This is a genomic window from Candidatus Poriferisodalis sp. (genome assembly GCF_965208895.1).
Classification (GTDB): Bacteria; Actinomycetota; Acidimicrobiia; order Acidimicrobiales; family Poriferisodalaceae; genus Poriferisodalis.
This window is the reverse complement of the sequence record NZ_OZ242363.1, coordinates 2,433,565-2,457,006: the sequence shown is the minus strand read 5'-3', so window position 1 is coordinate 2,457,006 and position 23,442 is coordinate 2,433,565. Positions and strand designations below refer to the sequence as shown.

At 66.5% G+C, this 23,442-nt stretch carries 24 protein-coding genes; 13 read left to right on the top strand and 11 right to left on the bottom strand.

Annotation, left to right across the window (positions count from 1 at the left end):
• Window positions 1–21: 21 nt before the first annotated feature.
• A complete protein-coding gene (locus tag ACOGJB_RS11115; RefSeq protein ID WP_419837203.1) occupies window positions 22–468 on the top strand; it encodes a hypothetical protein in 447 nt (148 codons plus the stop codon).
• A gap of 2 nt (window positions 469–470) precedes the next feature.
• Entirely contained in the window at window positions 471–1,004 is a 534-nt protein-coding gene (locus ACOGJB_RS11110; RefSeq protein ID WP_419837202.1) for a DUF6036 family nucleotidyltransferase, read from the top strand.
• Window positions 1,005–1,081: 77 nt separating this feature from the next.
• On the opposite strand, the gene menC is transcribed toward ACOGJB_RS11110, so the two are convergent.
• Window positions 1,082–2,095 carry an o-succinylbenzoate synthase gene (gene menC / locus ACOGJB_RS11105; protein WP_419837201.1) on the bottom strand — a complete coding sequence of 338 codons (1,014 nt, stop codon included), beginning with the start codon at window positions 2,093–2,095 and terminating at the stop codon, window positions 1,082–1,084.
• Window positions 2,096–2,190: 95 nt separating this feature from the next.
• Between menC and ACOGJB_RS11100 the strand changes: the two genes are divergently transcribed.
• Window positions 2,191–2,580 carry a cytidine deaminase gene (locus ACOGJB_RS11100; RefSeq protein ID WP_419837200.1) on the top strand — a complete coding sequence of 130 codons (390 nt, stop codon included), beginning with the start codon at window positions 2,191–2,193 and terminating at the stop codon, window positions 2,578–2,580.
• A 10-nt stretch (window positions 2,581–2,590) separates the two neighbouring features.
• Here ACOGJB_RS11100 and menH read toward each other — a convergent pair whose 3' ends face one another.
• Genes menH through ACOGJB_RS11085 form a run of 3 tightly spaced genes read right to left on the bottom strand, consistent with a single transcriptional unit; the run spans window position 2,591 to window position 7,574 of the window.
• The gene (menH, locus tag ACOGJB_RS11095; protein WP_419837199.1) at window positions 2,591–3,481 is read right to left on the bottom strand and encodes a 2-succinyl-6-hydroxy-2,4-cyclohexadiene-1-carboxylate synthase; all 891 of its coding nucleotides are present in this window, start codon (window positions 3,479–3,481) and stop codon (window positions 2,591–2,593) included.
• Window positions 3,481–5,328 carry a 2-succinyl-5-enolpyruvyl-6-hydroxy-3-cyclohexene-1-carboxylic-acid synthase gene (menD, locus tag ACOGJB_RS11090; RefSeq protein WP_419837198.1) on the bottom strand — a complete coding sequence of 616 codons (1,848 nt, stop codon included), beginning with the start codon at window positions 5,326–5,328 and terminating at the stop codon, window positions 3,481–3,483. The genes menH and menD overlap by 1 nt, the downstream gene beginning before the upstream one ends.
• Before the next feature lie 8 nt (window positions 5,329–5,336).
• Window positions 5,337–7,574, bottom strand: a complete 2,238-nt coding sequence (locus ACOGJB_RS11085; protein ID WP_419837197.1) for an isochorismate synthase — start codon at window positions 7,572–7,574, stop codon at window positions 5,337–5,339.
• 71 nt (window positions 7,575–7,645) lie between these two features.
• Between ACOGJB_RS11085 and ACOGJB_RS11080 the strand changes: the two genes are divergently transcribed.
• Together ACOGJB_RS11080 and ACOGJB_RS11075 are read left to right on the top strand one after the other, a co-directional pair.
• Window positions 7,646–8,248 carry a TetR/AcrR family transcriptional regulator gene (locus ACOGJB_RS11080; RefSeq protein ID WP_419837196.1) on the top strand — a complete coding sequence of 201 codons (603 nt, stop codon included), beginning with the start codon at window positions 7,646–7,648 and terminating at the stop codon, window positions 8,246–8,248.
• 154 nt (window positions 8,249–8,402) lie between these two features.
• Window positions 8,403–9,917, top strand: coding sequence for a trimethylamine methyltransferase family protein (locus tag ACOGJB_RS11075; protein ID WP_419837195.1), 1,515 nt, complete (start codon window positions 8,403–8,405; stop codon window positions 9,915–9,917).
• Window positions 9,918–10,032: 115 nt separating this feature from the next.
• Here ACOGJB_RS11075 and ACOGJB_RS11070 read toward each other — a convergent pair whose 3' ends face one another.
• Window positions 10,033–11,562 (bottom strand): AMP-binding protein, encoded by a 1,530-nt coding sequence (locus ACOGJB_RS11070; RefSeq protein WP_419837194.1) that lies wholly within the window; start codon window positions 11,560–11,562, stop codon window positions 10,033–10,035.
• 190 nt (window positions 11,563–11,752) lie between these two features.
• Between ACOGJB_RS11070 and ACOGJB_RS11065 the strand changes: the two genes are divergently transcribed.
• Window positions 11,753–12,394, top strand: coding sequence for a hypothetical protein (locus ACOGJB_RS11065; protein ID WP_419837193.1), 642 nt, complete (start codon window positions 11,753–11,755; stop codon window positions 12,392–12,394).
• On the opposite strand, the gene ACOGJB_RS11060 is transcribed toward ACOGJB_RS11065, so the two are convergent.
• Entirely contained in the window at window positions 12,343–13,272 is a 930-nt protein-coding gene (locus ACOGJB_RS11060) for a DNA-methyltransferase (protein ID WP_419837192.1), read from the bottom strand. The two genes, ACOGJB_RS11065 and ACOGJB_RS11060, sit on opposite strands and share 52 nt — an antisense overlap.
• Window positions 13,253–13,492: a hypothetical protein gene (locus tag ACOGJB_RS11055; protein WP_419837191.1), complete on the bottom strand. Its 240-nt coding sequence runs from the start codon at window positions 13,490–13,492 to the stop codon at window positions 13,253–13,255. The genes ACOGJB_RS11060 and ACOGJB_RS11055 overlap by 20 nt, the downstream gene beginning before the upstream one ends.
• 373 nt (window positions 13,493–13,865) lie before the next feature.
• Here ACOGJB_RS11055 and ACOGJB_RS11050 point away from each other — a divergent pair, with 373 nt between their 5' ends.
• Window positions 13,866–14,831, top strand: coding sequence for a 5'-3' exonuclease (locus ACOGJB_RS11050; RefSeq protein WP_419837190.1), 966 nt, complete (start codon window positions 13,866–13,868; stop codon window positions 14,829–14,831).
• Between the two features lie 44 nt (window positions 14,832–14,875).
• Here ACOGJB_RS11050 and ACOGJB_RS11045 read toward each other — a convergent pair whose 3' ends face one another.
• Window positions 14,876–15,235, bottom strand: coding sequence for a VOC family protein (locus ACOGJB_RS11045; protein WP_419837189.1), 360 nt, complete (start codon window positions 15,233–15,235; stop codon window positions 14,876–14,878).
• Between the two features lie 265 nt (window positions 15,236–15,500).
• On the opposite strand from ACOGJB_RS11045, the gene ACOGJB_RS11040 reads away from it, so the two are divergent.
• Window positions 15,501–15,776 (top strand): DUF2191 domain-containing protein, encoded by a 276-nt coding sequence (locus ACOGJB_RS11040; RefSeq protein WP_419837188.1) that lies wholly within the window; start codon window positions 15,501–15,503, stop codon window positions 15,774–15,776.
• Window positions 15,773–16,102 carry a type II toxin-antitoxin system PemK/MazF family toxin gene (locus ACOGJB_RS11035; RefSeq protein ID WP_419837187.1) on the top strand — a complete coding sequence of 110 codons (330 nt, stop codon included), beginning with the start codon at window positions 15,773–15,775 and terminating at the stop codon, window positions 16,100–16,102. Before ACOGJB_RS11040 ends, ACOGJB_RS11035 begins: the two co-directional genes overlap by 4 nt.
• A gap of 35 nt (window positions 16,103–16,137) precedes the next feature.
• Here ACOGJB_RS11035 and ACOGJB_RS11030 read toward each other — a convergent pair whose 3' ends face one another.
• Complete coding sequence (locus tag ACOGJB_RS11030) at window positions 16,138–16,683, bottom strand: DUF6642 family protein (RefSeq protein WP_419840722.1); 546 nt, start codon at window positions 16,681–16,683, stop codon at window positions 16,138–16,140.
• Between the two features lie 106 nt (window positions 16,684–16,789).
• Between ACOGJB_RS11030 and ACOGJB_RS11025 the strand changes: the two genes are divergently transcribed.
• From ACOGJB_RS11025 to ACOGJB_RS11010, 4 genes are all read left to right on the top strand, one after another.
• A complete protein-coding gene (locus tag ACOGJB_RS11025; protein WP_419837016.1) occupies window positions 16,790–18,082 on the top strand; it encodes an ISL3 family transposase in 1,293 nt (430 codons plus the stop codon).
• A 333-nt stretch (window positions 18,083–18,415) separates the two neighbouring features.
• Window positions 18,416–19,957 (top strand): acyl-CoA carboxylase subunit beta, encoded by a 1,542-nt coding sequence (locus tag ACOGJB_RS11020; RefSeq protein WP_419840721.1) that lies wholly within the window; start codon window positions 18,416–18,418, stop codon window positions 19,955–19,957.
• A gap of 33 nt (window positions 19,958–19,990) precedes the next feature.
• Window positions 19,991–20,197 (top strand): hypothetical protein, encoded by a 207-nt coding sequence (locus ACOGJB_RS11015; protein ID WP_419837186.1) that lies wholly within the window; start codon window positions 19,991–19,993, stop codon window positions 20,195–20,197.
• A gap of 32 nt (window positions 20,198–20,229) precedes the next feature.
• Window positions 20,230–21,351 (top strand): CaiB/BaiF CoA transferase family protein, encoded by a 1,122-nt coding sequence (locus ACOGJB_RS11010; protein WP_419837185.1) that lies wholly within the window; start codon window positions 20,230–20,232, stop codon window positions 21,349–21,351.
• A 172-nt stretch (window positions 21,352–21,523) separates the two neighbouring features.
• On the opposite strand, the gene ACOGJB_RS11005 is transcribed toward ACOGJB_RS11010, so the two are convergent.
• Together ACOGJB_RS11005 and ACOGJB_RS11000 are read right to left on the bottom strand one after the other, a co-directional pair.
• Window positions 21,524–22,888, bottom strand: coding sequence for a hypothetical protein (locus tag ACOGJB_RS11005; protein ID WP_419837184.1), 1,365 nt, complete (start codon window positions 22,886–22,888; stop codon window positions 21,524–21,526).
• A 6-nt stretch (window positions 22,889–22,894) separates the two neighbouring features.
• Window positions 22,895–23,434, bottom strand: coding sequence for a hypothetical protein (locus ACOGJB_RS11000; RefSeq protein WP_419837183.1), 540 nt, complete (start codon window positions 23,432–23,434; stop codon window positions 22,895–22,897).
• Window positions 23,435–23,442 lie beyond the last annotated feature (8 nt).

The window sequence follows — 23,442 nt, the reverse complement described above, 5'->3', positions numbered from 1 at the left end:
AGCGCCGTTACGCTGGCAGTCATGGCTGGCCCCAGCGGCGCAGGCGTTGCTGCTGGCGGCGATGCGGCTGGCACAGACCGAGACGACCAGCCGCCGAATGCCCTGTGGCGTTATGTCCCCGCGCTGCGCACCGAGGACGACGAGTGGAGGCTCAGGCTGGTGCTGCACGACTTCGGGCAGGTGTGGGAGGACACGCCGGTCGAACAGCGTCGGGCGCTCGTGTGCCGGGCACCGGACAGCGTCGACGAGCGATGGGATGCATTCCTGGCTGCCTACGTGGAGCATCGTTGCATCGAGGACGGCATCGAGCCGCCCGCATGGACGCTGCAGCGCGAGCGGCATCTGCGGGCGTTCTGGTACGCAGGCGGCTGCCACGACTACGACCGGGTTCGCACGATCGTGACCACACCGATCACTTTCGAAGCTCACGGCATCTGGATCCCGCGCGAAGAACTCACGGTTGTCTAAGCGTGGAGCCGCTCAGCGCATCCGACATCCGCGGTGCATTCGACGACCTCGCCCGGCGGCTCGACGCCCGCGGCGTGACCGCCCGCATCTATGTCGCCGGTGGAGCGGCAATGGCGTTGCTCTATGACGAGCTTCGACTCACCCGCGACGTGGATGCCTCGATCTCGGCCGGCTACGACGAGGTGATGCGTGCAGCGCACGAGATTGCCCGCGAGCGCGGCTGGCCGTCGACATGGATCAACGAACAGGCAACGATGTACATGCCGCCAGAGCGTGATCGACGCGGCGCAATCGCATTTGAGCGGCCGAGCCTGTCAGTTGTCGCCGCATCCGCCGAGCACATGATCGCTATGAAGGCACGCTCGGCACGTCGAACCGACGAGTCCGATCTTCGGCGCTTGCTGACACATCGGGGCATCGACTCTGTCGAAGACATCGCAGAGATCGTGGCCCGGGTGTTCCCCGGCGAAGAGCTCGGGCTGCGACAGTTGCGCTGGGTCGAAGAGATCGTCAGCTTGCAGAGCGATGACGTGTGAGGCGATGCATCGATGCGGCGGCGCATCGGGATACGCCAAATGCCGTCCCTGCGGCGTGCAACGCAGGCCTCAGGCACTCAAGCAGAGTTAGGCACAGGCAGGTACCCCCCAGCAGGAGTCACATCCTCCGGCAAGGCTTCAGCAAACAGCGAAGCAGTGCCGATCCCATGCACCCCGCGCGGATCAACAGCCACAGCAGTGTCACGAGCAACCCGTAACCCGGCCGGCCCGCAGATAAACGTAGAAACCACTGGCCGCACTCCACGCATGGCAGCGCGCCGAGCAAGGTCGTAGGTGGCATGCGGACCACCGAGCACAGCAGGCTTCAGCACCGCCACGGAGATGGCGCCCACCTCGACGAGCCGGTCAAGCGCGTCAGGGTCGCGCAGGTGTTCATCGGCAGCAATGGGCAGTCCGACGGTCCGGCTGATCTGCGCCCAGTCCGCAGGCTGCGGCGTCGGTTCCTCCACGAACTCGATGTCGAGATGACCGACAGGGCGCAGCGCCTTCACCGCGGTGGATCGGTCCCAACCCCCGTTGGCATCCAGCCGCAGCGCCACGCCGGCGGGCAGGGCCAGGCGAACCGCGGCAATGCGCGCCGCCTCGCTCGCTGCGGTAGCCGCCGCAGCGCTGCCGCCCGGATCACGCGCGGCAACCTTCAACTTCACCGCCAGATGCCCTGCGGCGGCAGCCCGTGCGGCCCGCTGAGCAGCCGCCTCAGGATCCAGATCGGAAACCAGCGCATGCGTCGCGATGCGCCGCTGTGTCGGCACCTCCCCAGCGAGCAGCGTCGCCAGTGTGACCCCCTCGATCTCAGCGTCAAGCTGCGTCAGCGCCGATTCCACCGCAGCAGCAGCGCAAGGTTCACGCGGCGGTTCACCCTCAGGATCGGCTGCCCAACGCTCCAGAGATGCGAGCGCCTCTTCGTAGGTCTCCACGCCGAATCCCGGCAGTGGCGCTGCCTCACCTCGACCCACGCAAGCGTCATCCCCCACGAGCACCTCAATGCCACGCCGCACAGCAATGGCCCCATGAGCAGTCAGCAACGGCTGAGCCAACTCCAGCTCGAATTCCCGCAAGGTCGCCTGCACCGGCTAGACGCTATTGCGGCGAAGCTCCAAGAGAACGAGGGGCGTGCGCAGAGCCCGTACTCTCAGCGACCACCCAAGGCGAGAGGCAAGCCCAGATGCCAAGCAACAAGGACATCGATTGGGCTGAACTGCGCACCGTGGCCCGTCAAAGGGCGCGCATGGCCTACGCGCCGTACTCGGACTACTTCGTAGGAGCTGCTGGCTTCACCGACGACGGCCGCGTGGTGTCTGGTTGCAACGTCGAGAACGCGTCCTACGGCCTGACGCTGTGCGCGGAGTGCGGCATGGTGAGCGACTTGCACCGCAGCGGCGGCGGGCGTCTCGTGGCGGTGGCGGTGACCGGTCCCGACGGCAATCCGATCACCCCCTGTGGCCGCTGCCGGCAGCTGCTGGTGGAGGCCGGCGGTCCGGACTGCATCGTGAACGAGGTCGACACCGTCGGTGCGCTGCTGCCCGGCGCGTTCGAGCTTCCCGCTGAGGGGTAGACGCCCACACTCAGTGAGCGGTGAGGTGTCGGCGGATAGCTGCTGCGCAGGCGTCAGGGTCTTCGAGATGGGCGGCGTGACCCGCATCGGCCACGACGGCGAATTCGCTGTGGGGCAGCAGATCAGCCATCGCGCGGCCAATCGCGACGAATTTGGCGTCGAGTTCGCCGCACAGCACCAGCGTCGGCACCGCTATGCCGTCCAGTCGATCCCACAGGGGCGTCATCGATCCCGTTCCCGCCGCACGCAGCGAGTTCGCCAAGCCGACCGGATTGCATTGCGTGCGCTGGCGGATGGAGGCCTGCCACTCGGCAGCGCTGAGCCGAGACCGCAATGTGTCCCACATCGGCAGTGCCACCCAGTCCTCCACGAAGCGCGCCAAGCCCTCTTCGCCGATCCGCTCGGCAAGCGCATCGTCGGCTGCACGGCGCTGCGCGCGCTCAGCGGCGTCAGCGATGCCGGCAGTCGAGCTGATGAGCGAGAGCGATCGACACACCTGCGGGTGTGCCTCGGCCAGCGCCAGTGCCACCCGGCCGCCCATCGAATAGCCGACGATGTGGCAGGGCCCGTCAGCCGAGTCGGCCGCGAGACCAGCAACCGTCGCCGCCATGGCCTCGACGCTGTAGGGCGCAAGGTCAGCCGGCGAGGGGCTGTGGCCGTGGCCAACTAGGTCGACGGTGATGCACCGGTAGCCATTGAGGCGATCGACCAGCGGCGCCATCGCGGCAGTACTGCCGGTGAACCCGTGGATGATGATGACCGGCTCGCCACGACCGCATGTCGTGACTGCGAGGGGTGCGACGGGGTTCGGGTTCACCGCGACGCGCCGGGCGCCGGGCGCCGGGCTGCCATCTGCGATCCCGGTGAATGCACCGCAGCGCATCGACGGTGGCGTCGACATCACCGTTCACCTGCCTCGCCATCGGCAATTGCCCGTTCGACCGCGTCGGCCAGGCGACGGTGCTGGTCCCGGTTGGCGTCGGCGTCGATGTCGATCGTGACGACGCGAAGGCCGCGCCCCGGTTCGTGGGATGCCAGCAGTGATCCGAGCTGGTCGCAACTGGTGACGTGGTGGTGTTCGAAACCCATGGCCTCCGCGAGCCCGCGGGCCATTTCGGCACTGCTGTGTTTCGGCGGCGTGGTGAGCACCCGATCGAATGCACCGGAATCCACGACGCCGTGCGCCGGCAGGAACGAGAAGATGGTGCCGCCGCCGTTGTCGACGACCACCACGGTGAGGTCGAGCCCGCCGGTCCCTGAGTCGAATGCCCCGACCAGCCCGCCCAGATCGTGACGGAACGCCAGATCGCCGATCAGCACGGTCGTGGGCGCGCCCGACGCTGCTACGCCAGTCGCTGCAGAGATCACGCCATCAATGCCGCTAGCACCCCGGTTGGCATGCACCGCCAAAGGCTCAGCGCGGGCTCGCAAGTACGAATCGACATCGCGCACAGGCATCGAGTTCGACACAAACAGCGCGCAACCCTCCGGAAGGCTGCGCCCAAGTTGCCGAGCAACACCCGCTTCCGCCAACGGCTCACCATCCAACAAACCATCAATGGCAGCAGCAGCCCGCGCATCGCCAGACGCCCAGCGCTGCCCCCACGCGCTGCCCGCAGGGCTCAGCTGCGCTGCGGCGTCAGCCAAGGCGGCAGGCCCCGCTCGCAGGTGCAGCGAAACACTGAAGCTGGCATCAGTCCAGCCACCCGCCGGATCCACCAGCGCAAAGGCAGGCCGATGGCGTTCGATCCAAAGCCGCAAAGGCTTGCAAGTAGGAGCCCCACCAACACGCAGCACGGCCTCAGGGGGCTCAGCATCGGCCCAAGCCGTACGCAGCAGCAAATCGTGATGATCGGTCACCACCACCCCATCCAGCTCCCGCCGCAACTGCGAACACGGCTCAGCCAACAGCGGCCACCCCGACGCTCTGCAGAACGCCGCCACCGCCTCCGCCCACCGATCCCCGTCCCACCAAGGCCCAGCCACCACCACCCCACGAGCACGCCCACGAGCAAACGCCACAAGCTCCACAGCGTCCCCCGCAGACACACCGAAACCAGTCCCAGGGACAAACGTACGAATGGGGAGGGGAGGGGCAGGGATCTGCGACGTTGCGACCTGCTGGATCGCGGGAGCAGAGCACTGCCCCTCCCCTCCCGAAACCCCGGGCGAAGCAACACCGTCAATCGACCCGACCGGCTCCAGAGGCTCACGAAACGGCACATTCAGATGCACCGGCCCAGGATTCATTCCCAACGCCAGCGTCACAGCCCGAGCAGCCGCAACACCGAACCACCGCACCGCGTCAGCGACCGGCAGCTCCGAAGCCACCGGCGTCTCACAGAACCAGCGCACATGACTGCCGTACAGCGAGTGCTGATCGATGGTCTGCCCAGCGCCCCAGCCCCGCAACTCAGGCGGCCGGTCAGCAGTCAGCACCACCAGCGGCACGCCGGAATAGTGCGCCTCGACCACCGCCGGCAGGTAGTTGGCCGCTGCAGTGCCCGACGTGCACACCAGCACCACCGGCCGCCCCGAACCCTTCGCCAGCCCGAGCGCGAAGTAGCCGGCGGATCGTTCGTCGATCCGCACCCAGGTGCGCAAGCCGGCGGTGGCGTCCACGGTGAGCGCCAGCGGCATCGACCGAGAACCGGGCGACACCACTGCATCGCTGATGCCGGCCCCAACCAGCCCCTCGCACAGCGAGCGGCAGGCCAGGTAGGCGGCATCGTTGTCGGCAATGTGCATGCTGCGGCTCACTCGTCTGCGAGCGCGTGCAGGAGGGCTTCGAACTTGGTGGCGGTCTCGGCCAGCTCCGAGGGAGGATGTGCGCCCGCCACGATGCCGCCGCCCGCGAACAACCTGGTCTCGGTCGGACCCGTCAGCGCGCAGCGCAATGCCACACGGAACTCGCCGTGCCCATCCAGCGTCGTCCAGCCGATCGGTGCCGCGTACCAGCCGCGGTCGAAGCCTTCGTGCCGCTCGATCCAGTCGCGGGCGACGCGCCGTGGCAACCCGGCGACCGCCGCCGTCGGGTGCAGCGCGCCAGCGAGTTCCAGCACGGTCGAGCTTGCCGTGACACGCCCGGTGATCGGCGTGTGCAGGTGCATGATGCGCCGCAATTCCATGACCCCGGTGGGTGCGGGAGGCGCCAGCGACACGCCGCGCCCGCGCAGCGTGTCGCGCACATCGGTGACCACCATCGCGTGCTCGGTCAGCTCCTTCGGGTCGCGTTGCAGTTCGGCTGCGCGTTCCCGGTTGCGTGCGGGATCATCGTGGCGGGGCCGGGAGCCGGCCAGCGCGTCGGTTCCCAGCCGTGTGCCGTCGAAGCGCACCAGCCGTTCAGGCGTCGCGCCGAAGAACGTCTGCGACCCGCGACCGACGGCAAACGTCACGCACGACGGGTACCGCTTCCGCAGCCGGTTGAGTACGGCGATGGGTTCGATCTGCGAGGCGATGCGCAGCTCGCGGGCCGTCACGACCTTGTCGAGTCCGCCTTCGGCGATCCTGTCGAGGGCGCGCTGCACGAGCGCTTGGTAGCTGTCGTCGGCCTGGTAACCGGCGCCGAGCAGCGCAAGTGCCGTTGCGTTCGGATCGCTCTCGGGAAACTCCTGCAGTTCAGGGTCCGCGCCAACGCACGCCATTGGGGCCACGGCTTCGCCATTCGGCTCAGCCTCCAAGCCGCAGCCACCGTTGCCCTCTGCCACCCCGCAGGTCGCGCACGCCCCCCCGAATCCAGAACGAGCCGCCGCCATGATCGAACTCAGATTCGCGCCCGGCACTGATGTCAGCCAGGCCCCGCCGTCGCTGCGCACCAAGAGCACTTCGGGCAGCGACAGCTGACCCGTGCCGTATGCCTCCCACGCTGAGCCCGTCTCGGGCGGTTCCGCACTGAACGAGAACCCGCCGACGAGCAGTGGCCCAGTCGGGTGGCCGACGTCGCCGGCAACCGTGACATCGAGGTAGCCCATTGCCTCGGCGGCCGAGCTGAAGCGGTCGGTGCCAGCGGGGGCAGTGGCGTCGAAGGCGCTGCCGAGCGCGCAGAACTCCAGGTCGTCGTCGGGACAAGCCCAGTACAACCGTTGGTGCGCGTCGGAAGCCGCGAACACCGCCAGCGGGTCCAGCTCATCGGACAGCTCACGGCATTTCAGCGTCAGGGCGCGCCGGGCGCGCAATTGCGCTGACGGGTCCGGCGCGCTCGATGCCGGGACCGCCGTCACCGCCGCACGCCGAGCCGGGTCATCGTCGCTGCTGGCCAGGATGCGTTCGGTGGCATGTTCGACGAGCGATTCGCGGAAGTGCTGCGCCACCAGGTCGGTGACCAGCGGGATTAGGCGGGCTGCCAGCCCGGCGCGTTGCGCTGTGGGGACATCTGCGAAGCGGTTTGCGAAGAGCCCGACCGCGTCGGCGGCGACAGCTTCCATGTTCGATGCGTGTCGCAGGGCGAGGCCGATGAGGTCATCGAGCGGCATCTGCGCCGCAAGCAACTCTGCAGCCGAGCGCAGCATCGTCAGTGCGCCCGTGCTGTAGAGCGCTTCATCGTCGGCCCCGCTGGCGTCCGGGGCCGACGGATCTCCTTCTTCACTGCTTGGGGTCGCGCGTACCGGCCGAACCAGGCCGGTGTCGGTTGCCAGGCGCACGAGCTCTGGGTCGAGCCCGGATCGGCGCACAAGTTCGCCGAAGGTCAGGGTGTCACCGCGGCGACCGCCCAGGGCGACCAGCATCGGGTCGTCGTGGCCCTCGCCGAGCTGGCGAATCTGCGCGAGGGAGAAGCCCGCGCCAGACAGGCGGCGGATCTCGCCGAGCCGTCGCTCATGGCTCTCGTCGTAGTGCGCCACCCTCCCTTGCCGGCTGGGCGGGTGCAGGAGACCGAGCTTCTGGTAGTAGCGGACGGTGTCGACGCTCACGGCGTGGATCGCTGCGAGTTCCTCGACACGCACAGCCACAGCGTAGACCCATTGTGGGAGCGATGACTCCAAGAGTCTGAGCTTCATCGAGTCTGAGCTTCATCTTTCCGAACGAGACGTAACTATCGAGTCGCAAGTCGCTGACTAAGGTAGGCTCCATGGCTGAACGCGTGCGCCTGAGTGCCGATGACTGGCTCGCGGCAGCGCTGGACACGCTCGTCACCGACGGCATTGCCGCCGTGAAGGTGCTGCCGCTTGCCAAGAAGCTCGGCGTCACCCGGGGCAGCTTCTACTGGCATTTCGAGAACCACGAGGCCCTGCTCGCGCGGTTGCTGGAGGTCTGGGAAGAGACCAATTCGGGGACAATCATCGCAGCGGCGACAGGCGAGGGCGGGATCATCGAGCGCTACATCGCGCTGATGCGCTGCTGGCTTTCCATGGAGCGATTCGATCCCCACCTCGAGGTGGCGGTGCGGCACTGGGGACGCAGCAATGCCGAGCTGTGGGAGCGCCTGTGGGAGGCCGACGAGCGGCGAGTCGAGGCGTTCGTCGCGATGCTTGCCCCGGAGGTTCCCGATCCGACGATGGCCTTGCACCGCGCCCGGACCATGTACTACCTGCAGATGGGCTGGTACGAGCTCGAGGTGGACATGCCGATGGATGTACGAATCGAGTCCTGCACGTATTACTTCGAGATCTACGTGGGTCGGCCGCCGACCCAGGACGAGCGAGCAGCCATCCTCGCCGGACTGCGCTCCTGACGTTCCGCCATCCGTTCAGCCATTCATTCAGTTATTGCGCGACCGGCACGCTGTTCATATTGACGTGATCCAAACAGGACCGTACGGTTCGAGACGGTGAGCAGCCCAGTGAGCCCAAGTCTGAGCGGCGTGGACTTGCAGTCACAGCGCGACGATGGCGCGTCGAGGTCGTAGGCGCCAGGCCGCGGCCACCGCTGCGCCGGCGCCGCTGTCCCAAGCACGCAACACCTTTCCGCCACTCGAGCTCATCAGCGCCGACGAAGTCGAACGCATCCACGAGGCATCGCTGCGGGTGCTGTGCGAGATCGGCATGAACTTCCTGCTGCCCGAAGCGGTACAGATCCTGTGCGCGGCGGGTGCAAGCTCCGAAGACGGCGTGCGCGTGAAGTTCCCTCCCGAGATGGTCACCGAGCAGGTCGCGCTCGCACCGTCGCAATTCACGCTGCATGCGCGAGACCCGGTCAACAGCGTCGTCTTCGGCGATGACTGGGTGGTGTTCGGCATGGTCGGCAGCCCGCCGAACGTGTCCGACCTCGACCGCGGCCGGGTCACCGGCAACTACGCCGACTTCGCCAACATGCTGCGCCTGCAGCAATCGCTCGACGCAGCCGACACCTGCACCGGCCACTCCGTCGAGCCGATCGATCTCGAAGTGCGCACACGCCATCTGGACGCCGTGTCGGCCATGTACACGCTGTCGACCAAGCCCGGGTTCTGCTACTCGCTGGGACGCGCACGCGTCAGCGACGCCATCGAGATCGCCCGCATCGCCCGCGGCATCGACCACGACACACTCCTGCGCGAACCGTCCATCCACACGGTGGTGAACGCGAACTCGCCGCTCGTGTACGACAAGCCGATGCTGGAGGGTGCCATCGAACTCGCCCGCCACGGCCAGCCGGTCGTGTACACGCCATTCACCCTCGCGGGGGCGATGGCGCCCGTCACCATCGCTGGTGCCCTCACCCAGCAGAACGCTGAAGCGCTCGCGGGCATCACGCTGTCGCAGCTGGTGAACCCCGGCGTCCCCGTCGTGTACGGCAGCTTCACGTCCAACGTCGACATGCGATCGGGCGCACCGGCGTTCGGCACGCCCGAGTACGCGAAGGCCACCATCATCAGCGGCCAGCTCGCCCGCCGCTACGGCCTGCCGCTGCGGGCCTCGAACGCGAACGCCTCCAACGCCCCCGACGTCCAGGCCGCCTACGAGTCGCAGATGTCGCTGTGGGCGTGCGTGGTCGGCGGCATCAACTACGTGCTGCACGGTCTGGGTTGGATCGAGGGCGGGCTGTGCGCCTCGTATGAGAAGGTGATCATCGACGCTGAGATGATCCAGATGATCCGGGCGATGCTGCAGCCAACGGTGATCGACGACGCGTCGCTGGCGGTCGACGCCATTGCGGAAGTCGGGCCTGCCAACCACTTCTTCGGCGCCGCCCACACGCTGGAGCGCTACAACACGGCGTTCTACGAGCCGATGCTGTCGGACTGGCGCAACTTCGAGACGTGGCACGAGGACGGGGCGCTCGACGCCACCCAGCGGGCGAACGGCATCTGGAAGCAGCTCTTGGCCGACTACGAGGAGCCGCCGATGGACGACGCCATCCGCGCCGAGCTCACCGACTTCGTAGAGCGCCGCCGAGCAGAAGGCGGCGTAGAGCCCCTCTAGCCGCGGCGGCGCCGCACAGAATCGATAGCTGCGGAGGCGGCAGGAGACTCTGCGACGTTGCGACCTGCCGGATCGCGGGAGCAGAGGGTCCTGCCGCCTCCGCAGCGGTCGCGCGCTAGTTGATCTGCTTCTCCATGCCTTCCCAGTACGGCGCACGCAGCTTGAACTTCTGGAGCTTGCCGGTGGCGGTGCGGGCGAGCTCCTCGCGGAAGTCGACGCTGGTGGGGCACTTGAAGTGCGCCATCCGCTCGCGGCAGAAGTCGATCAACTCACGCTCGGTTGCCTCGCCGTCGATGACCACAAGAGCCTTGATGGTCTCGCCCCACTTCTCGTCGGGCACGCCGATCACCGCAACCTCGGTGACTGCCGGATGGCTGAACAGCACGTCTTCCACCTCGATAGACGACACGTTCTCGCCACCGGAGATGATCACGTCCTTCTTGCGGTCGGAAATGGTGACGTGGTGCTCATCGTCCATCGTGCCGCCGTCGCCGGTATGGAACCAGCCGTCGGTGATGGCCTCGGCGGTGGCCTCGGGCTGCTCCCAGTAACCCTCGAGCACCACGTTGGCCCGCGCCAGGATCTCGCCCTGGCTGTCGACGTCGATCTTGACGCCGATCGCGGGAGCGCCGGCCCGGCTCAGCTTGCGGGCCTTCTCGTCGGGCTCGAAGTCGTCCCATTCGGGCCGGCAGCGGTTCATGGTCAGCAGCGGCGCCGTCTCGGTGAGCCCGTAGATCTGGATGAACTCCCAGCCCAGCTCGGTCTCCATCCGGGCGATGGTGCGCGTCGGGGGCGGGGCGCCCGCCACCACCATCCGCACCCGTCCGCTGCCGGGAATGGGACCCTCCCACTCGGCCGCAGCATCCAGCACTGCTGCCACCACGGCCGGCGCGCCGCACATCAGCGTCACGCCGTGCTGGTCGATGCGCCGCAGGATCTCGGGGCCGCGCACCTCGCGCTGCACCACGTGCTTGCCTCCCATGCCGGTCACGGCGTAGGGCACGCCCCAGCCGTTGCAGTGGAACATCGGCAGCGTGTGCAGGTACACGTCGCGGTCGCTGACGCCCGAGTGCCAGCCGAAGGTGGTGGCGTTCACCCACAGCGCCCGGTGGGTCTGCTGCACGCCCTTGGGGCGGGCGGTGGTGCCGGAGGTGTAGTTGATGGTGGCGGTGACGTCCTCGTCGGGCGTCCACGGGGCGGGCTCGACGCCCTGCGCGTACATCTGGTCGTCGGCGTCGGTGCCCATCACCACGAAGTGCTCGACGTCGATGTCCTTGCAGGTGTCCTCCATGGAGGGGTCCACCAGCAGCATCGTGGCGCCGCAGTGATCGATGATGTAGCTGATCTCGTCGTGGCTGAGGCGGAAGTTGATCGGCACGAAGATGCGGCCGTAGCCCGACACGCCATAGAACGACGTCATCAACCGGCCGGCGTTCTGGGACACCATCGCGACCCGCTCGCCGTGGCCGATGCCGAGCTGGTCCAGCTTGGCGGCTTGGGCTCGCACCAGTTCGCCGAACCGGGCGTAGGTGATCTCGCCAAGCCCGCCGCCGGGTGCCTCGGGCTCGTCGGCCAGCGCCACCCGGTCCGGATAGACGTTCTCAGCCCGGTACAGGAAGTCGGAAACAGTAAACGGAACCTTCATGTCGTCCCCTCAGTGTGGTGGGTCGGTGCCGTGGATCGTTGCGGGCCGCTGGCGTGCAGCCCCCACTGCAGCAAGTGCGATGGCAGGGTGCCGCGCCAACTCTAGAACGCAGCCGTAATGCAATCGCGAGCCGGTCGCACAGCCGGCCGCCTCGGAACGCTCGCTGCCACACGCCCTAGCCTGCGCAACCGTGAGCGTTGTGCGCCGCCAAGTCCGTCGGGAGCGCTTCAACGCAGAGCACACGCTGCCGTATGAGTTGCGGCTGCTTGACTTCGAGTCGGCGATGCAGGACGTCTACGACTTCTTCTACGACGTCAACCAGCACCTCGAAGGCAAGGGTCTCGGTCGTCTCGAGGACACCGTGCGGGGCGCGATCTTGTCTGGCGTGGTCTCCGACATGCTGACGGCGTACCTCGCCTCGCATTCGCGAACGCTCGTCACCAACGCCTACCACAACGGTCACCCTGACTTGGTGGTGGCCGGCACGTATCCCGAAGACGCAGTCAAGGCCGGTGAGGCCGGTGTTGAAGTGAAGGCCACAACCAAGCGCGGGGGTGCGGTGGACACTCACGGCGCACGAGACCAGTGGTTCTGCGTCTTCGTATACGGCGTCGACCGGGAGACCCAGCCAGCGGCGGCTCGACGGCCGCTGCGCTTTACCGAGGTGTATCTGGCTCATGTCAGCAGGGACGATTTCCGGCGCGACGAGCGGGGCGAACTCGGAACGCGGACGGCCACGCTGCATCGTGCTGGGATTGCCAAACTCCGTGAGAGCTGGGTCTATCTGGATACGGAACCCGAGATGGACGCTGGATCCGAAGCCGGCAGCTGATAGTCGCGTAGGCGCTTGATCGCACCCACGGCCATGTCGGCGTAGTCGAGATCGCGTTCCACTCCAATGCTGCGGTAGCCGACTGCTTCAGCCGCTGCCAGTGTCGAACCTGAACCGGCAAACGGGTCGAGCACTGTCCCTTTGCCGAGCGGCAGCACTGCTCGCACCACTTCTCGGAGGAATGCCTGAGGCTTCAAGCTCGGATGCGGAGCAAGTCGCTTTTCCGGCGGCCTCGTCGGCGCCGACTGGATCACATCAGCGAACGGGCGCTCAGGCGAGCGCCTCCGCAAACCGCCAGTACCCCACATGCGAAGGTTGTCCTGGACCCGACCCTCGAGCGGCTTTCGGAAGAGCAGCCAGGGTTCCCAGCCCGAGCGTGGCATGACCGTGACATCGGGAAACTCATCATGCGCGTTCTTGGGCCGGTCGCCGCCTCGCATGGTCATCACGAGTCGGACGATTTCGCCGCGGCGCTCGAAGCCGGCTTTGCAAATGGCGCCTGCTACGAGGTGCGACACCAGCGGATTTGACGCGACGACGACGTGGGCGCCGGGCACGAGCGCGGGCAAGACAGCGTCGGCCCAGCGGCGGAAGAAGCAACCCAGCTGATCGAGGTCGGCGGCGGTCAGCGTGGTGAAGCGCGGCAATGGCGAGCGCTGATGGCCGTCGAAGCTCGGCGGAAGCCGCCACACGCCGCCGCGACCGTTGCGCAGTTTGGCTTGTTGCGCCGGGGAGTATTCCACGAGACCGTAGGGAGGGTCGGTGACGACACCGTGGATCGACTTGTGCTCCTGCTCGGCAAGCCACTCCAGGCAATCTGCGTGGTACAGCATCGCGTTGCCGACGACGGCGAAGGGCTCAGCGGAGGGTGTAGACACCGTGGCGCACCTTGGCAAGCCGACCGTCGGAGTGTGCATTGAGCCGCAGGTAGCTGCGGATTGACGAGGCTGCGACGGCGCCTCCAAGTCGAGCTTCAACTCGTTCATGGATGTCGCTCACGTGCAAGGGACCAGCGGCGAGTGTCAGCACTTCCTCGATGGCGTCGCGAACTTCGCCCGGCCGACGTCGAGTGACGTTCCCGGTTGGAGTTTTGCTCATTGTCGTGACAATAGACGTCCCGACGTCGTTGCGCCGTGATGGTCTTGAGACCGCCGCTGGCACCCTGACGCGCTGGAAAACGTCGGTGGCCGCACAAGAGCCCCGCGAGGAGCAAGCTCACGCTGAGTGGTTTCGAAGCCCGCATCGGTGATCGCCGCATGACACCAACGTATGCGGCAGGTGTGACATCGACCCGCCGATCGTATGCCTCTGGACCCAGAGGTTTCGAGAGAGCCTCAAGGAGTCTGCTTTCAAGGGTTTATGCAACGCTGTCGAGACTCTGCGGATCGGTCGCGCTCGTGGCAGGCCATACCCGCTGCGATAGCGCCTGTAGTCGCAATATCTTGATGGTGCTCGGCGTAACGTCGGTTCGATGCCTCAAGACGAGATTCCTCAGTCGTCGGATGCCATGCCCGTGGTGGAGAGCCGGACGCCTGAGCCTCCGCGGGCGGGAAGTTTCGACGTTCACCTGATAGACGGCACCTACGAGCTGTTCCGTCACTTCTTCGCCGTGCCCAGCCGCAAGGCGTCCGACGGTTCTGAGATCGGGGCGCTGCGAGGGGTGCTTGGCAACATCGTGCTGCTGCTGGACGGCGGCGCCACGCATGTGGCCGTGGCCACCGACCATGTCGTGGAGTCGTTCCGCAACGATCTGTGGCCGGGCTACAAGGACGGCTCGGGCATCGACCCTGACCTGGCGTCGCAGTTCCATCCCACCGAGGAGGCACTGCGCCTGCTGGGCGTGGCCGTGTGGCCGATGATCGAATTCGAAGCCGACGACGCCATGGCGGCCGGCGCGGCGATGGCGTCCGACGACGATCGGGTGCGGCAGGTATTCATCTGCACGCCCGACAAGGACTTGGGCCAGTGCGTCGGCGGCAAGGTCGTCCAGTGGGACCGTCGAGCCGACGAGATCATCGACACGGCCAGCGTCGAGGCGAAGTTCGGCGTCAGGCCCAGCTCGATTCCCGACTACCTGGGCCTGGTGGGCGACAGTGCCGATGGTTTTCCGGGCCTGCGAGGCTGGGGCGCCAAGTCGACATCGGTGATGCTGTCGCACTACGGCCACATCGAGGACATCCCCGACATGCACACCGACTGGGCGCCCAAGGTCCGCGGCGCCGCCGGCCTCGCAGCGACGCTCGTTGCAGAGCGAGATCTCGCTCTGCTGTTCCGCCGCATCGCCACGGTGCGCACTGATGCGCCGGTGTCAGACAGCATCGACGAACTGGCCTGGCGCGGCCCGCGCAGCGGCTTCGAAGACCTGTGCGATCAGATCGGCGCCGGAGCACTCTTCGATCGTGTGATGAACCTCGCCGCCTACCGCGCCGACGCCTAGTTCAGACGAAGTTCCCCCGGCGCCGGGCCCGAGCAAAGACGGATTCAGGCGGGCTGATTCAGCTCGATCATATTGCCGGCAGGGTCGAAGAAGAACGTCTGGCGAGCGGTGGTGCCCGGCAGCGGCACCGGGTCCTTGACCCTCACGCCAGCGTCTCGCAGCTCGGCCACGGTGGCGTCGATGTCGGCCACCTTGAAGGCCCAGTGCTGGCCCTTGGGCGGCACCCAGTCGGCCACTTCGATGAGATGCACCTCGCCGCCGCCAGGGGTTTGCAGCCACCGTCCGTTGAAGCCGAAATCGGGCCGGTCCAGCTGCTTCATGCCCAACACCTCGGTATAGAACGGCGCCGCTGCATCCACATCGGCGCAATTGATCGATACGTGATGCACAGGCCCCAGTTCCATGCCCGCAGCTTACGACGTGAACCCAGTAGACACAGATGCCATAGCTGTGGCGGCGGCAGGAGACTCTGCGACGTTGCGACCAGCCGGATCGCTGGAGCAGAGGGTCCTGCCGCCGCCACAGCGATCGCGTACTCAACATGTCTTCCTGCGTTCTCGCCGACTACGACAGTCGCTCGTTTCCCGTGGAACTGCTTGCGCGATGTGCCATACGTCGCCCTCGCTCCTGCGGGCCACATGAATAGCATGAAAATGCTATGTTTGTGGCATGAGACGTCGAGTAAGCACTACAGTCGATGAAGACCTTCTCGCCCACGCTCGTGGGCTGCAAGTCTGGGACAGCGATGCAGCGATGATGGACGCCGCGCTCGAGGCCCTTGCCAAACGTCACCGCAAGGCTGAGATTGATGCGCAGTACGAGGTCTACGACCGCATTCCGCTCAGCGCACCCGATAAGTGGGGTGACTTGGAATCATTCCTGGCGGCCGACCTTCATCAGGCACAGCGCCCTGGGGAACCCGACACCGACGAAGTACAGCCGTGAATGCGACTCGTCCACGGTGGGGTGAGGTCTGGTGGTGTGAAGCGCCGGACATCGGGCGCCGTCCAGTCGTCGTGTTGCTGCGCGATTCCGCCTTGGATCGCCTGACGAACGCGGTAGTGGCGCCATGCACGACAACGATCCGAGGCTTGTCGAGCGAGGTTGTGCTTGAACCCGGTGACGATCCCGTATCGGAACTCTCGGCCGTCAACCTCGACTCCGTGCGCATCACGTCTCAGGCTTCGATGGTGGAGCGCTTGGGTCGTCTGAGCGATGAGCGGATGCGGCAGATCTGCACCGCAATGGAATTCGCGTTCTCCTGCGATTGAACACGCCCGATTCCGGGAGTGACAAGGCGGCGCGGTCAGCGGATGATCTTGACTCCGAGCCGATCCCACAGCTCGCCAAAGTTCGTCCTCAGGTACTTCTCCGCTGCGCTGATTCTCTGATAGTCACAGAGGGCGCCGAGCATGAGCACCTCGAATGCCGGAGCCTCCCGCCATTGCACATCTTCTCTGTAACCCGTCACCGCAGCTGCCTCCGTCAACTTGCGGAAGTCGCGCAGATCGCGGTCGTCGATGTTCATTACCGAACAGGCTCCGAAGTGAATGATGCGGTCCCGTGCCTTTCCGGCAAGCCAATCCGCGAGTTCGTCCAGCGAGATGCTCTTGCGACGGTTGTCAGCGAAGCAGAGTTCACCGGGACTGCCATGGAAGCTGAAGTAGCCGACTTGGTACTTCTTGTACCTCGCTTGCGTCCACTTCTTGACGTAGAACTCCAATTCCCCAGCAGTTCCGATGTCGCGATGGATAAACTTCAATCCTTCGAGATCGTTCAGGAACTGCAAGACGGGCCGAATCGAGTACCGCTTCCGCACGTCGTTCTCGGTGTCGCCTTCGAAGGCAAACAGGCGCTTCGCGTTTCCGCGTGGGGTAGTGCGGTGAGGGTCCCGGCTGGATAGGGAGGGATCCCCCAGAATCGGAGGTGCTTTGTTACCCCGATCCGGGAGGATCCCTGTGGCTGTTGACCTTACGCGTGCGTTGTTGCTGATCGTCGGTCTGGGTCCGGGCGTCGCGGTGCTCGATGTGCGGGGCCGCCGCGGCGGCCCGCTCGAGGTCGAGATAGCGCTGACGGACCGGCCGTGCTGTGGGGGCTGCGGCGCCAAGGTGCATCGTCACGGCGCCAGCGAGGTGCGCCTGGCGGATCTGCCGGCGTTCGGTCGGGCGGTGAAGCTGGTGTGGCGCAAGCAGCGCTGGCTGTGTCCGCATCAGGGCTGTGCGGTGCGCACGTTCACCGATCAGCAGCCCGCCATCGCGCCGCCCAGGGGGCGCATGACCAGCCGGGCTGCTCGCTGGGCGACTCGCGGGGCGGGTGCGGGACGCGCGATCAAAGAGATCGCTGCCGAGCTGGGGTGCAACTGGCATACCGCGATGGCTGCGGTGCAGCGTTGGGGCCGAGCGCTGCTCGAAGCCGATGACGGCCGCATTGACGGCGTGACCGCTTTGGGTCTCGACGAGATCTTGATGTTCCGACGCGGCCGGTACCGCGAGCAGCACTGGGGCACCACCATCGTGGACGCCGGCACAGGCAAGCTGCTCGACATAGTCGCTGGCAAGAGCGCCAAGGGCGCCACCAGATGGATCCAGGGACGCACGTCGAGATGGCGAGCCCGGGTGCGCTGGGCAGTCATGGACCTGTCAGGCCCGTACCGCAAGGCGTTCACCGACGCGCTGCCCAAAGCGATCCAGGTCGCCGACCCGTTCCATGTCGTCAAGCTCGCCAACAGCACCGTCGACCAGGTGCGCAGACGCGTCCAGAACGAGACCACCGGCGGACGCGGCACCAAAGACGACCCGCTGTATCGGATACGGCGGCTGCTGCTCAAGGCACACGAACGCGTCACCGAACGCGGCAACGCCAAGCTGCGCGGCCTGCTCGCAGCCGGCGACCCCCACGGCGAGGTCCGCGACGCCTGGCACGCCAAAGAGACCCTCCGCATGACCTACACGATCCCAGACCACGAGGTCGCCCTCGAAGCCATCGACGAGCTGTCCCGCGACCTGCGAGACGACACATTCTCACCGGAGCTGAACAAGCTCGGCCGCACGCTTCGCACCTGGCGGGAACAGATCACCAACTGGCACCGCTCACAGGTGACCAACGGGCCGACCGAAGCGGCGAACAACCTGGCGAAGCTGATCAAGCGAGTGTCGTTCGGCGTCACCAACTTCGACCACTACCGCATCCGAGTCCTGCTGTATGCAGGCAAACCCGACTGGACCCTGCTCGACACCCTCACCCCACGCTAAAGCGCGAAGAGCCGGCAAACACTCCCGACGCGAGCTGCTTGAACCGTGGCTGAGTTGACGCGCTGGACCTACTGGAACTTCCCATCCTGTAACCCTTCCCGGCCCCCAGCACCCAGTCAAGGACGGCGGACTCCACCGGTGGTTGCGAGTGATCGGTCATGATGACCGGTTGTTCGACACAGCAACCACCAGTGGAGTCCGCCCTGGGACAACGCTCACGGGACGACAACGGCGATCCCGGCGTTTGTCTGGGTCTCCGGCCATCGACGAACTATTGTCAGCGGCTGCGTTGCGGGCCTTTCTCGTAGGCTCTGCCAGATGTCTGAGCCGACCATGGACGAGCGGCTGGAAGAGCTCGCCCGCCGCCGCGACGAGGCGCGCAACGCCGGTACCGAGCGGGCCGTCCAGCGCCAGCACGACAAGGGCAAGATGCTCGCCCGCGAGCGCATCGAGTACCTGTTCGACGAGGGCACCTTCCACGAACTCGACATGCTCGCTCGCCACAGGGCCCACGACGTCGGCCTCGACGAGCGCCCCTACACCGACGGCATCATCACCGGCTGGGGCAACATCGAGGGCCGCAAGGTCTTCGTGGCCAGCCAGGACTTCACCGTGTTCGGTGGTGCCCTCGGCGAGGTGTTCGCCGAGAAGACCCACAAGGTCATGGACCTCGCCGAGTCGGTCGGTGCCCCCATCATCGGCCTCAACGACGGCGCCGGCGCCCGCATCCAGGAAGGCGTCGTCTCGCTGGCCGGCTACGGCGGCATCTTCCGCCGCAACGTGCTGGCCTCGGGCGTCATCCCGCAGATCAGCGTCATCATGGGTCCGTGCGCCGGCGGCGCTGTGTACTCGCCCGCCATGACCGATTTCATCTTCATGGTGCGCGACTCCAGCCACATGTTCATCACCGGCCCCGACGTGGTGAAGACCGTCACCGGCGAGGACGTCACCCTCGAAGAGCTCGGCGGCGCCGGTTCGCACAGCACCAAGTCGGGCGTGGCCACGTTCGTGGCGGCCGACGAGAAGGCCGTCCTTGACGACGTGCGTTACCTGATGTCGTTCCTGCCGTCGAACAACCTCGACGCGCCGCCGGTCATCGAAGCCACCGACGAACCTGACCGCTGGTGCCCATCGTTGCGCGACCTCATGCCGCACAGCCCCAACGTGCCCTACGACATGAAGCAGGTGATCGGCGAGGTCGTCGACGACGGCGACTTCTTCGAGTACCACGCCGCCTGGGCGGGCTCGATCGTTTGCGGTTTCGCACGGCTCAACGGCCGCTCAGTGGGCGTTGTGGGCAACCAGCCGATGGTGATGGCCGGCGTGCTCGACATCGAGTCCTCAGAGAAGGCCGCGCGCTTCGTGCGCTTTTGCGATGCCTTCAACATCGGTCTGCTGACGTTCGTGGACGTGCCCGGGTTCCTGCCCGGCGTCGACCAGGAACATGGCGGCATCATCCGCCACGGCGCCAAGCTCTTGTACGCCTACTGCGAGGCGACCGTGCCGCGGGTGCAGGTGATCACCCGCAAGGCCTACGGCGGCGCATATGTCGTCATGGATTCCAAGTCGGTGGGCTGCGACGTCAGCTTCGCCTGGCCCACAGCCGAGCTGGCCGTGATGGGTCCGCAGGGAGCGGTGGAGATATTGAACCGGCGCGAGCTGCAGCAGGCCGCCGACCCCGAGGCCCGCAAAGCGGCGCTGGTCGACGAGTACAGCCGCAAGTATGCGAACCCCTACATCGCCGCCGAGCGAGGCATCGTGGATGCGGTCATCGACCCTGCCGAGACCCGCCAGAAGGTCATCGCTGCATTCGACATGATCGGCGCCAAGCGCGAGGAGTTGCCGCGCCGCAAGCACGGCAACGTGCCCCTGTAAATCGGCGGCGCAGATGGCACGAGCGAGCGACCGGTGACAGCGCCTGTGATCAGCGATTCGAACGTGGCCATCACGCCCGCCGCAACTGCGGCCGAAGCCGCGGCCATCGTCACCGCACTTGAGCTGCTGTGGCCGCGTCCCGCTCCGCCTGCCCCCGACGCGGGCCCGACCACCAAGTGGCGCTTCAGCGGCCGCCCCTGGCAAGCCCCCACGTCCTGGCCCGCCGTCCGCTACCGCTAGCCGTGTCAGCCGGCCCGACTCCCGCGCCACCCATGCCGCTCGACGGCTTGCGGGTTGTGGACCTGTCTTCAGTTTTCGCCGGACCGCACTGCGCCCGCTACTTGGCCGATTTCGGGGCCGATGTCATCAAGGTGGAACGGCCCGGCGGCGACACCGTCCGCAACATGGGCTGGCGCGACGCGCACGGCGAGACGCTGTGGTGGCGCCTCGTCAACCGCAACAAGCGCTGCGTGACGCTCGACCTCAAGGCCGCTGACGACCTGGCGCTGCTGCTGCGGCTGCTCACCGCCGCCGATGTGCTGGTGGAGAACTTCCGGCCCGGCAAGCTCGAAGCCCTCGGCCTGGTGCCCGACGAGCTGATCGAAGCCAACCCGAAGCTGGTGATCGTCCGGCTGACTGGCTTCGGCCAGGACGGTCCCTACCGGGACCGGCCGGGCTTCGCCACCCTCGCTGAGGCAATGAGCGGCTTCGCCTCCATGAACGGCGAGGCCGACGGCGCGCCGCTGCTGCCGCCGGTGGCGCTCACCGACGAGATTGCGGGGCTGGCCGGCGCGTTCGCAGCAATGGCAGCGCTGCACAGCGGCGTCGGCCAGGTGGTCGACGTCAACCTGCTCGACTCCATGTCACAGGCGATGGGCCCGCTGATGACCGCCTGGCACTCCGAGGGCTACCTGCAGCCCCGCCTCGGATCAGGCATCCCCTACAGCGTCCCTCGGGGCACCTACCAGGCATCCGACGGGGGCTGGCTGGCCGTCAGCACCTCTTCAGACTCGGTCGCCGCGCGTGTCATGGCAATGATCGGCGTAGGCGACGACGAACGCTTCACCACGTTCGAAGGCCGCATGGCCCACCGCCCCGAGCTCGACACGGCGATGGCGGAGTGGGTATCGCAACGAACCCTCGCTGAAGCAGTAGCCGCCTTCGACAAGGCCCAAGCCGCAGCAGCACCAGTCCTCGACATGAGCCAGCTTGCCGACGACCCCCATGCCAAAGCCAGAGACGTGTTCGTAGAGGTAGATGGCCTCAAACAGCAGAACGTGATCGCTCGCCTCAGCGCCACACCCGGCCAAGTCCGCTGGACCGGCCGCGACGAGGGCGCCGACAACGACTGCCTCACCGACCTCACCGACGCCGACCCCTGGCCCAACCCCTGAGCAGCCGAGCCAAAGAGCCAAGCGCCCAGAAGAACTAGGGGTGAGCGGGGGCAGGTGTGCCCACGCGCAGTTCGCAGCGCCCACAGCCCGCCCAGCGTTCAACAATCGGCGCTGCGCTTGTTTGAGCATGGGTGCATCTGCCCCCGATCACCCCGGCCCCGACCCTGCGAGCTCAGCCATCGGAGGTAATCGGCGCCACGCCCTTCAGCTTCAGCAAGACCCACCGAGCACCCTTCATCACGGGATAGGTAACACGCGAGATCAGCGGCGAACGAAACGCCAGCCGGTTGAACTTATTGAACAACCCACGGTCCTCCGCCAGCAGCGCCAGCACGTTCAGCGCATCGTGACCGACAAAGAAGCGCTCGCCGATCTTGACCACCATCCCGTCGTTGAGATCGTGCGGCAGCTTCCGGACCTCGTCGACGATCGGGCCGCCCAGCCGCGCATCGACCAGCACGAATTCCCCGACTGACTGCTGCAGCTTCAAGTACTGGGCGTAGTTGTTGCACATGATGCACTCGCCGTCGTACACGAGCCAGACGCGATCCGCGGGTGGAGGCTCCTGCGACCGCTGCCGGCGTTCGAGAGCGCGGAACCCGATGCCCACGATCGGCAGCGACCGAACAACACCCGACAGCGAGAACCGTGCGGGGGCCAATGGCGACAGCAGCAAGAACAACCCCAGCATGACGATGTTCAGGGAGAACGAGATGTTCATGAGCCAGTCGCTCGTGATGTGGAACAGCATCAGCACGGCGCCGAACGGCCGATGCAGGTGGGGCCGGAACACCACCAGCAGCGCAAAGATCTCGATGTAGAGCGTCAGCCACCACATCGACTGCGCCAGCCAGTTGTGCTGTGCCACGAACGGCAGCAGGACCGGGATGTTGTCGGCCTCGAGCAGCGCCCGGTCCAGCAGGATCCTCGACATGGCATCGGGCGAGAACACCTCGAGGCGGCTGTGCCAGATCTTCCAGAAGCCCGACAGCGTGTACGACAGCAAGATCAGTCCCTGTGCAAACCACAGGACCGTGAGGCACGACAGCACGTTCGTGCGCGCCATGCGGGGGCCGTCGTCGCGCCGGGGCAGGAACAGCAACGCGAACCCGACGAAGAGGATCACGTGCGAGCCGTGGTTGATGGCTCCGTAGGAATTGGCAAGCGACACGTGCAACAGCAGGTACGCAAAGCTGCCCAGCCGCCACAGCAAGATTCTCGGGAAGCTCGCTGCAGCGATAGCAAAGAGCAGCCCGACCACCGTCACGACATGGTCGCGAGCGAACCACCCCCCTCCGGTCAGCCACTGCACGGCATCGATCGGCCACAGCGGCGCAGTGGGCGGCCGTCCCATGTAGGCCCGGGCGAACTGCAGCCCTGAAGTGCCGATGTTGAAGGCGAGAAACAGGTAATAGAAGCGACTCAGCATGACCACATCGGTGGCCGCCTCCCTCAGCTCGGCCGGGGTGCGATGTCCGGTCTCGCCCGCCTGCAGGACGGACCTGCGGATCCAGCGCATCGAGCTCTTCGTGCGCACGGCCGCCTACTCCGCGTCCGTGGACGGCCCGATGCGTCCGGTCTCGGTATTCCACTGGCCGATGACCCTGACCGGCCGGTAGAAGTCGGTCCTGAGCGCGATCCCGTCCGCGAGATCGTCGACCCCGTCCCGAACATCGCGAAGGTCGACCTCGGCTTCGACGATGCTGAAGTCGATGCTGTGATCGCCGAGTGCTTGGCGGACGATCGGCACCAGCACATCGGCGACCGTCTCGTCGCAGGGGTCGCCCCGGCGGCACGCCCAGGCGATGCTGCTCATCACCTTCCAGTCGCGAATGTCGGTGCTCGGGATCAGGTAGAAGTCGCCGTCCGTCGGTTCGCCGTCAATCGCATCGATGGCCAGGCCGAACTCGGTCGTCTGCCAGTCGGGAATGTTCGCGAAGAGCTTCCATTTGAAGAACGGGAAGACCTCGCTGTGCTCGGACTCGAGCACCCCGTTGAGCGGGATCATCACCAGGTACAAGACGAAGAACGCCGGAACGAGCAGCTTGGCGAGCCGGAAACGGTTCTTCAGCAATGGATCCACACCTCTGA

Coding starts and splice junctions, on each gene's coding strand:
- menD (WP_419837198.1), bottom strand. CDS start 5,328: ATGCACATTGCCGACAACGATGCCGCCTACCTGGCCTGCCGCTCGCTG.
- ACOGJB_RS11020 (WP_419840721.1), top strand. CDS start 18,416: ATGGACGAGCGGCTGGAAGAGCTCGCCCGCCGCCGCGACGAGGCGCGC.
- ACOGJB_RS11045 (WP_419837189.1), bottom strand. CDS start 15,235: ATGGAACTGGGGCCTGTGCATCACGTATCGATCAATTGCGCCGATGTG.
- ACOGJB_RS11050 (WP_419837190.1), top strand. CDS start 13,866: ATGCCTCAAGACGAGATTCCTCAGTCGTCGGATGCCATGCCCGTGGTG.
- ACOGJB_RS11055 (WP_419837191.1), bottom strand. CDS start 13,492: ATGAGCAAAACTCCAACCGGGAACGTCACTCGACGTCGGCCGGGCGAA.
- ACOGJB_RS11085 (WP_419837197.1), bottom strand. CDS start 7,574: ATGAAGCTCAGACTCTTGGAGTCATCGCTCCCACAATGGGTCTACGCT.
- ACOGJB_RS11040 (WP_419837188.1), top strand. CDS start 15,501: ATGAGACGTCGAGTAAGCACTACAGTCGATGAAGACCTTCTCGCCCAC.
- ACOGJB_RS11115 (WP_419837203.1), top strand. CDS start 22: ATGGCTGGCCCCAGCGGCGCAGGCGTTGCTGCTGGCGGCGATGCGGCT.
- ACOGJB_RS11075 (WP_419837195.1), top strand. CDS start 8,403: ATGGCGCGTCGAGGTCGTAGGCGCCAGGCCGCGGCCACCGCTGCGCCG.
- menH (WP_419837199.1), bottom strand. CDS start 3,481: ATGTCGACGCCACCGTCGATGCGCTGCGGTGCATTCACCGGGATCGCA.
- ACOGJB_RS11100 (WP_419837200.1), top strand. CDS start 2,191: ATGCCAAGCAACAAGGACATCGATTGGGCTGAACTGCGCACCGTGGCC.
- ACOGJB_RS11070 (WP_419837194.1), bottom strand. CDS start 11,562: ATGAAGGTTCCGTTTACTGTTTCCGACTTCCTGTACCGGGCTGAGAAC.
- ACOGJB_RS11080 (WP_419837196.1), top strand. CDS start 7,646: ATGGCTGAACGCGTGCGCCTGAGTGCCGATGACTGGCTCGCGGCAGCG.
- ACOGJB_RS11010 (WP_419837185.1), top strand. CDS start 20,230: ATGCCGCTCGACGGCTTGCGGGTTGTGGACCTGTCTTCAGTTTTCGCC.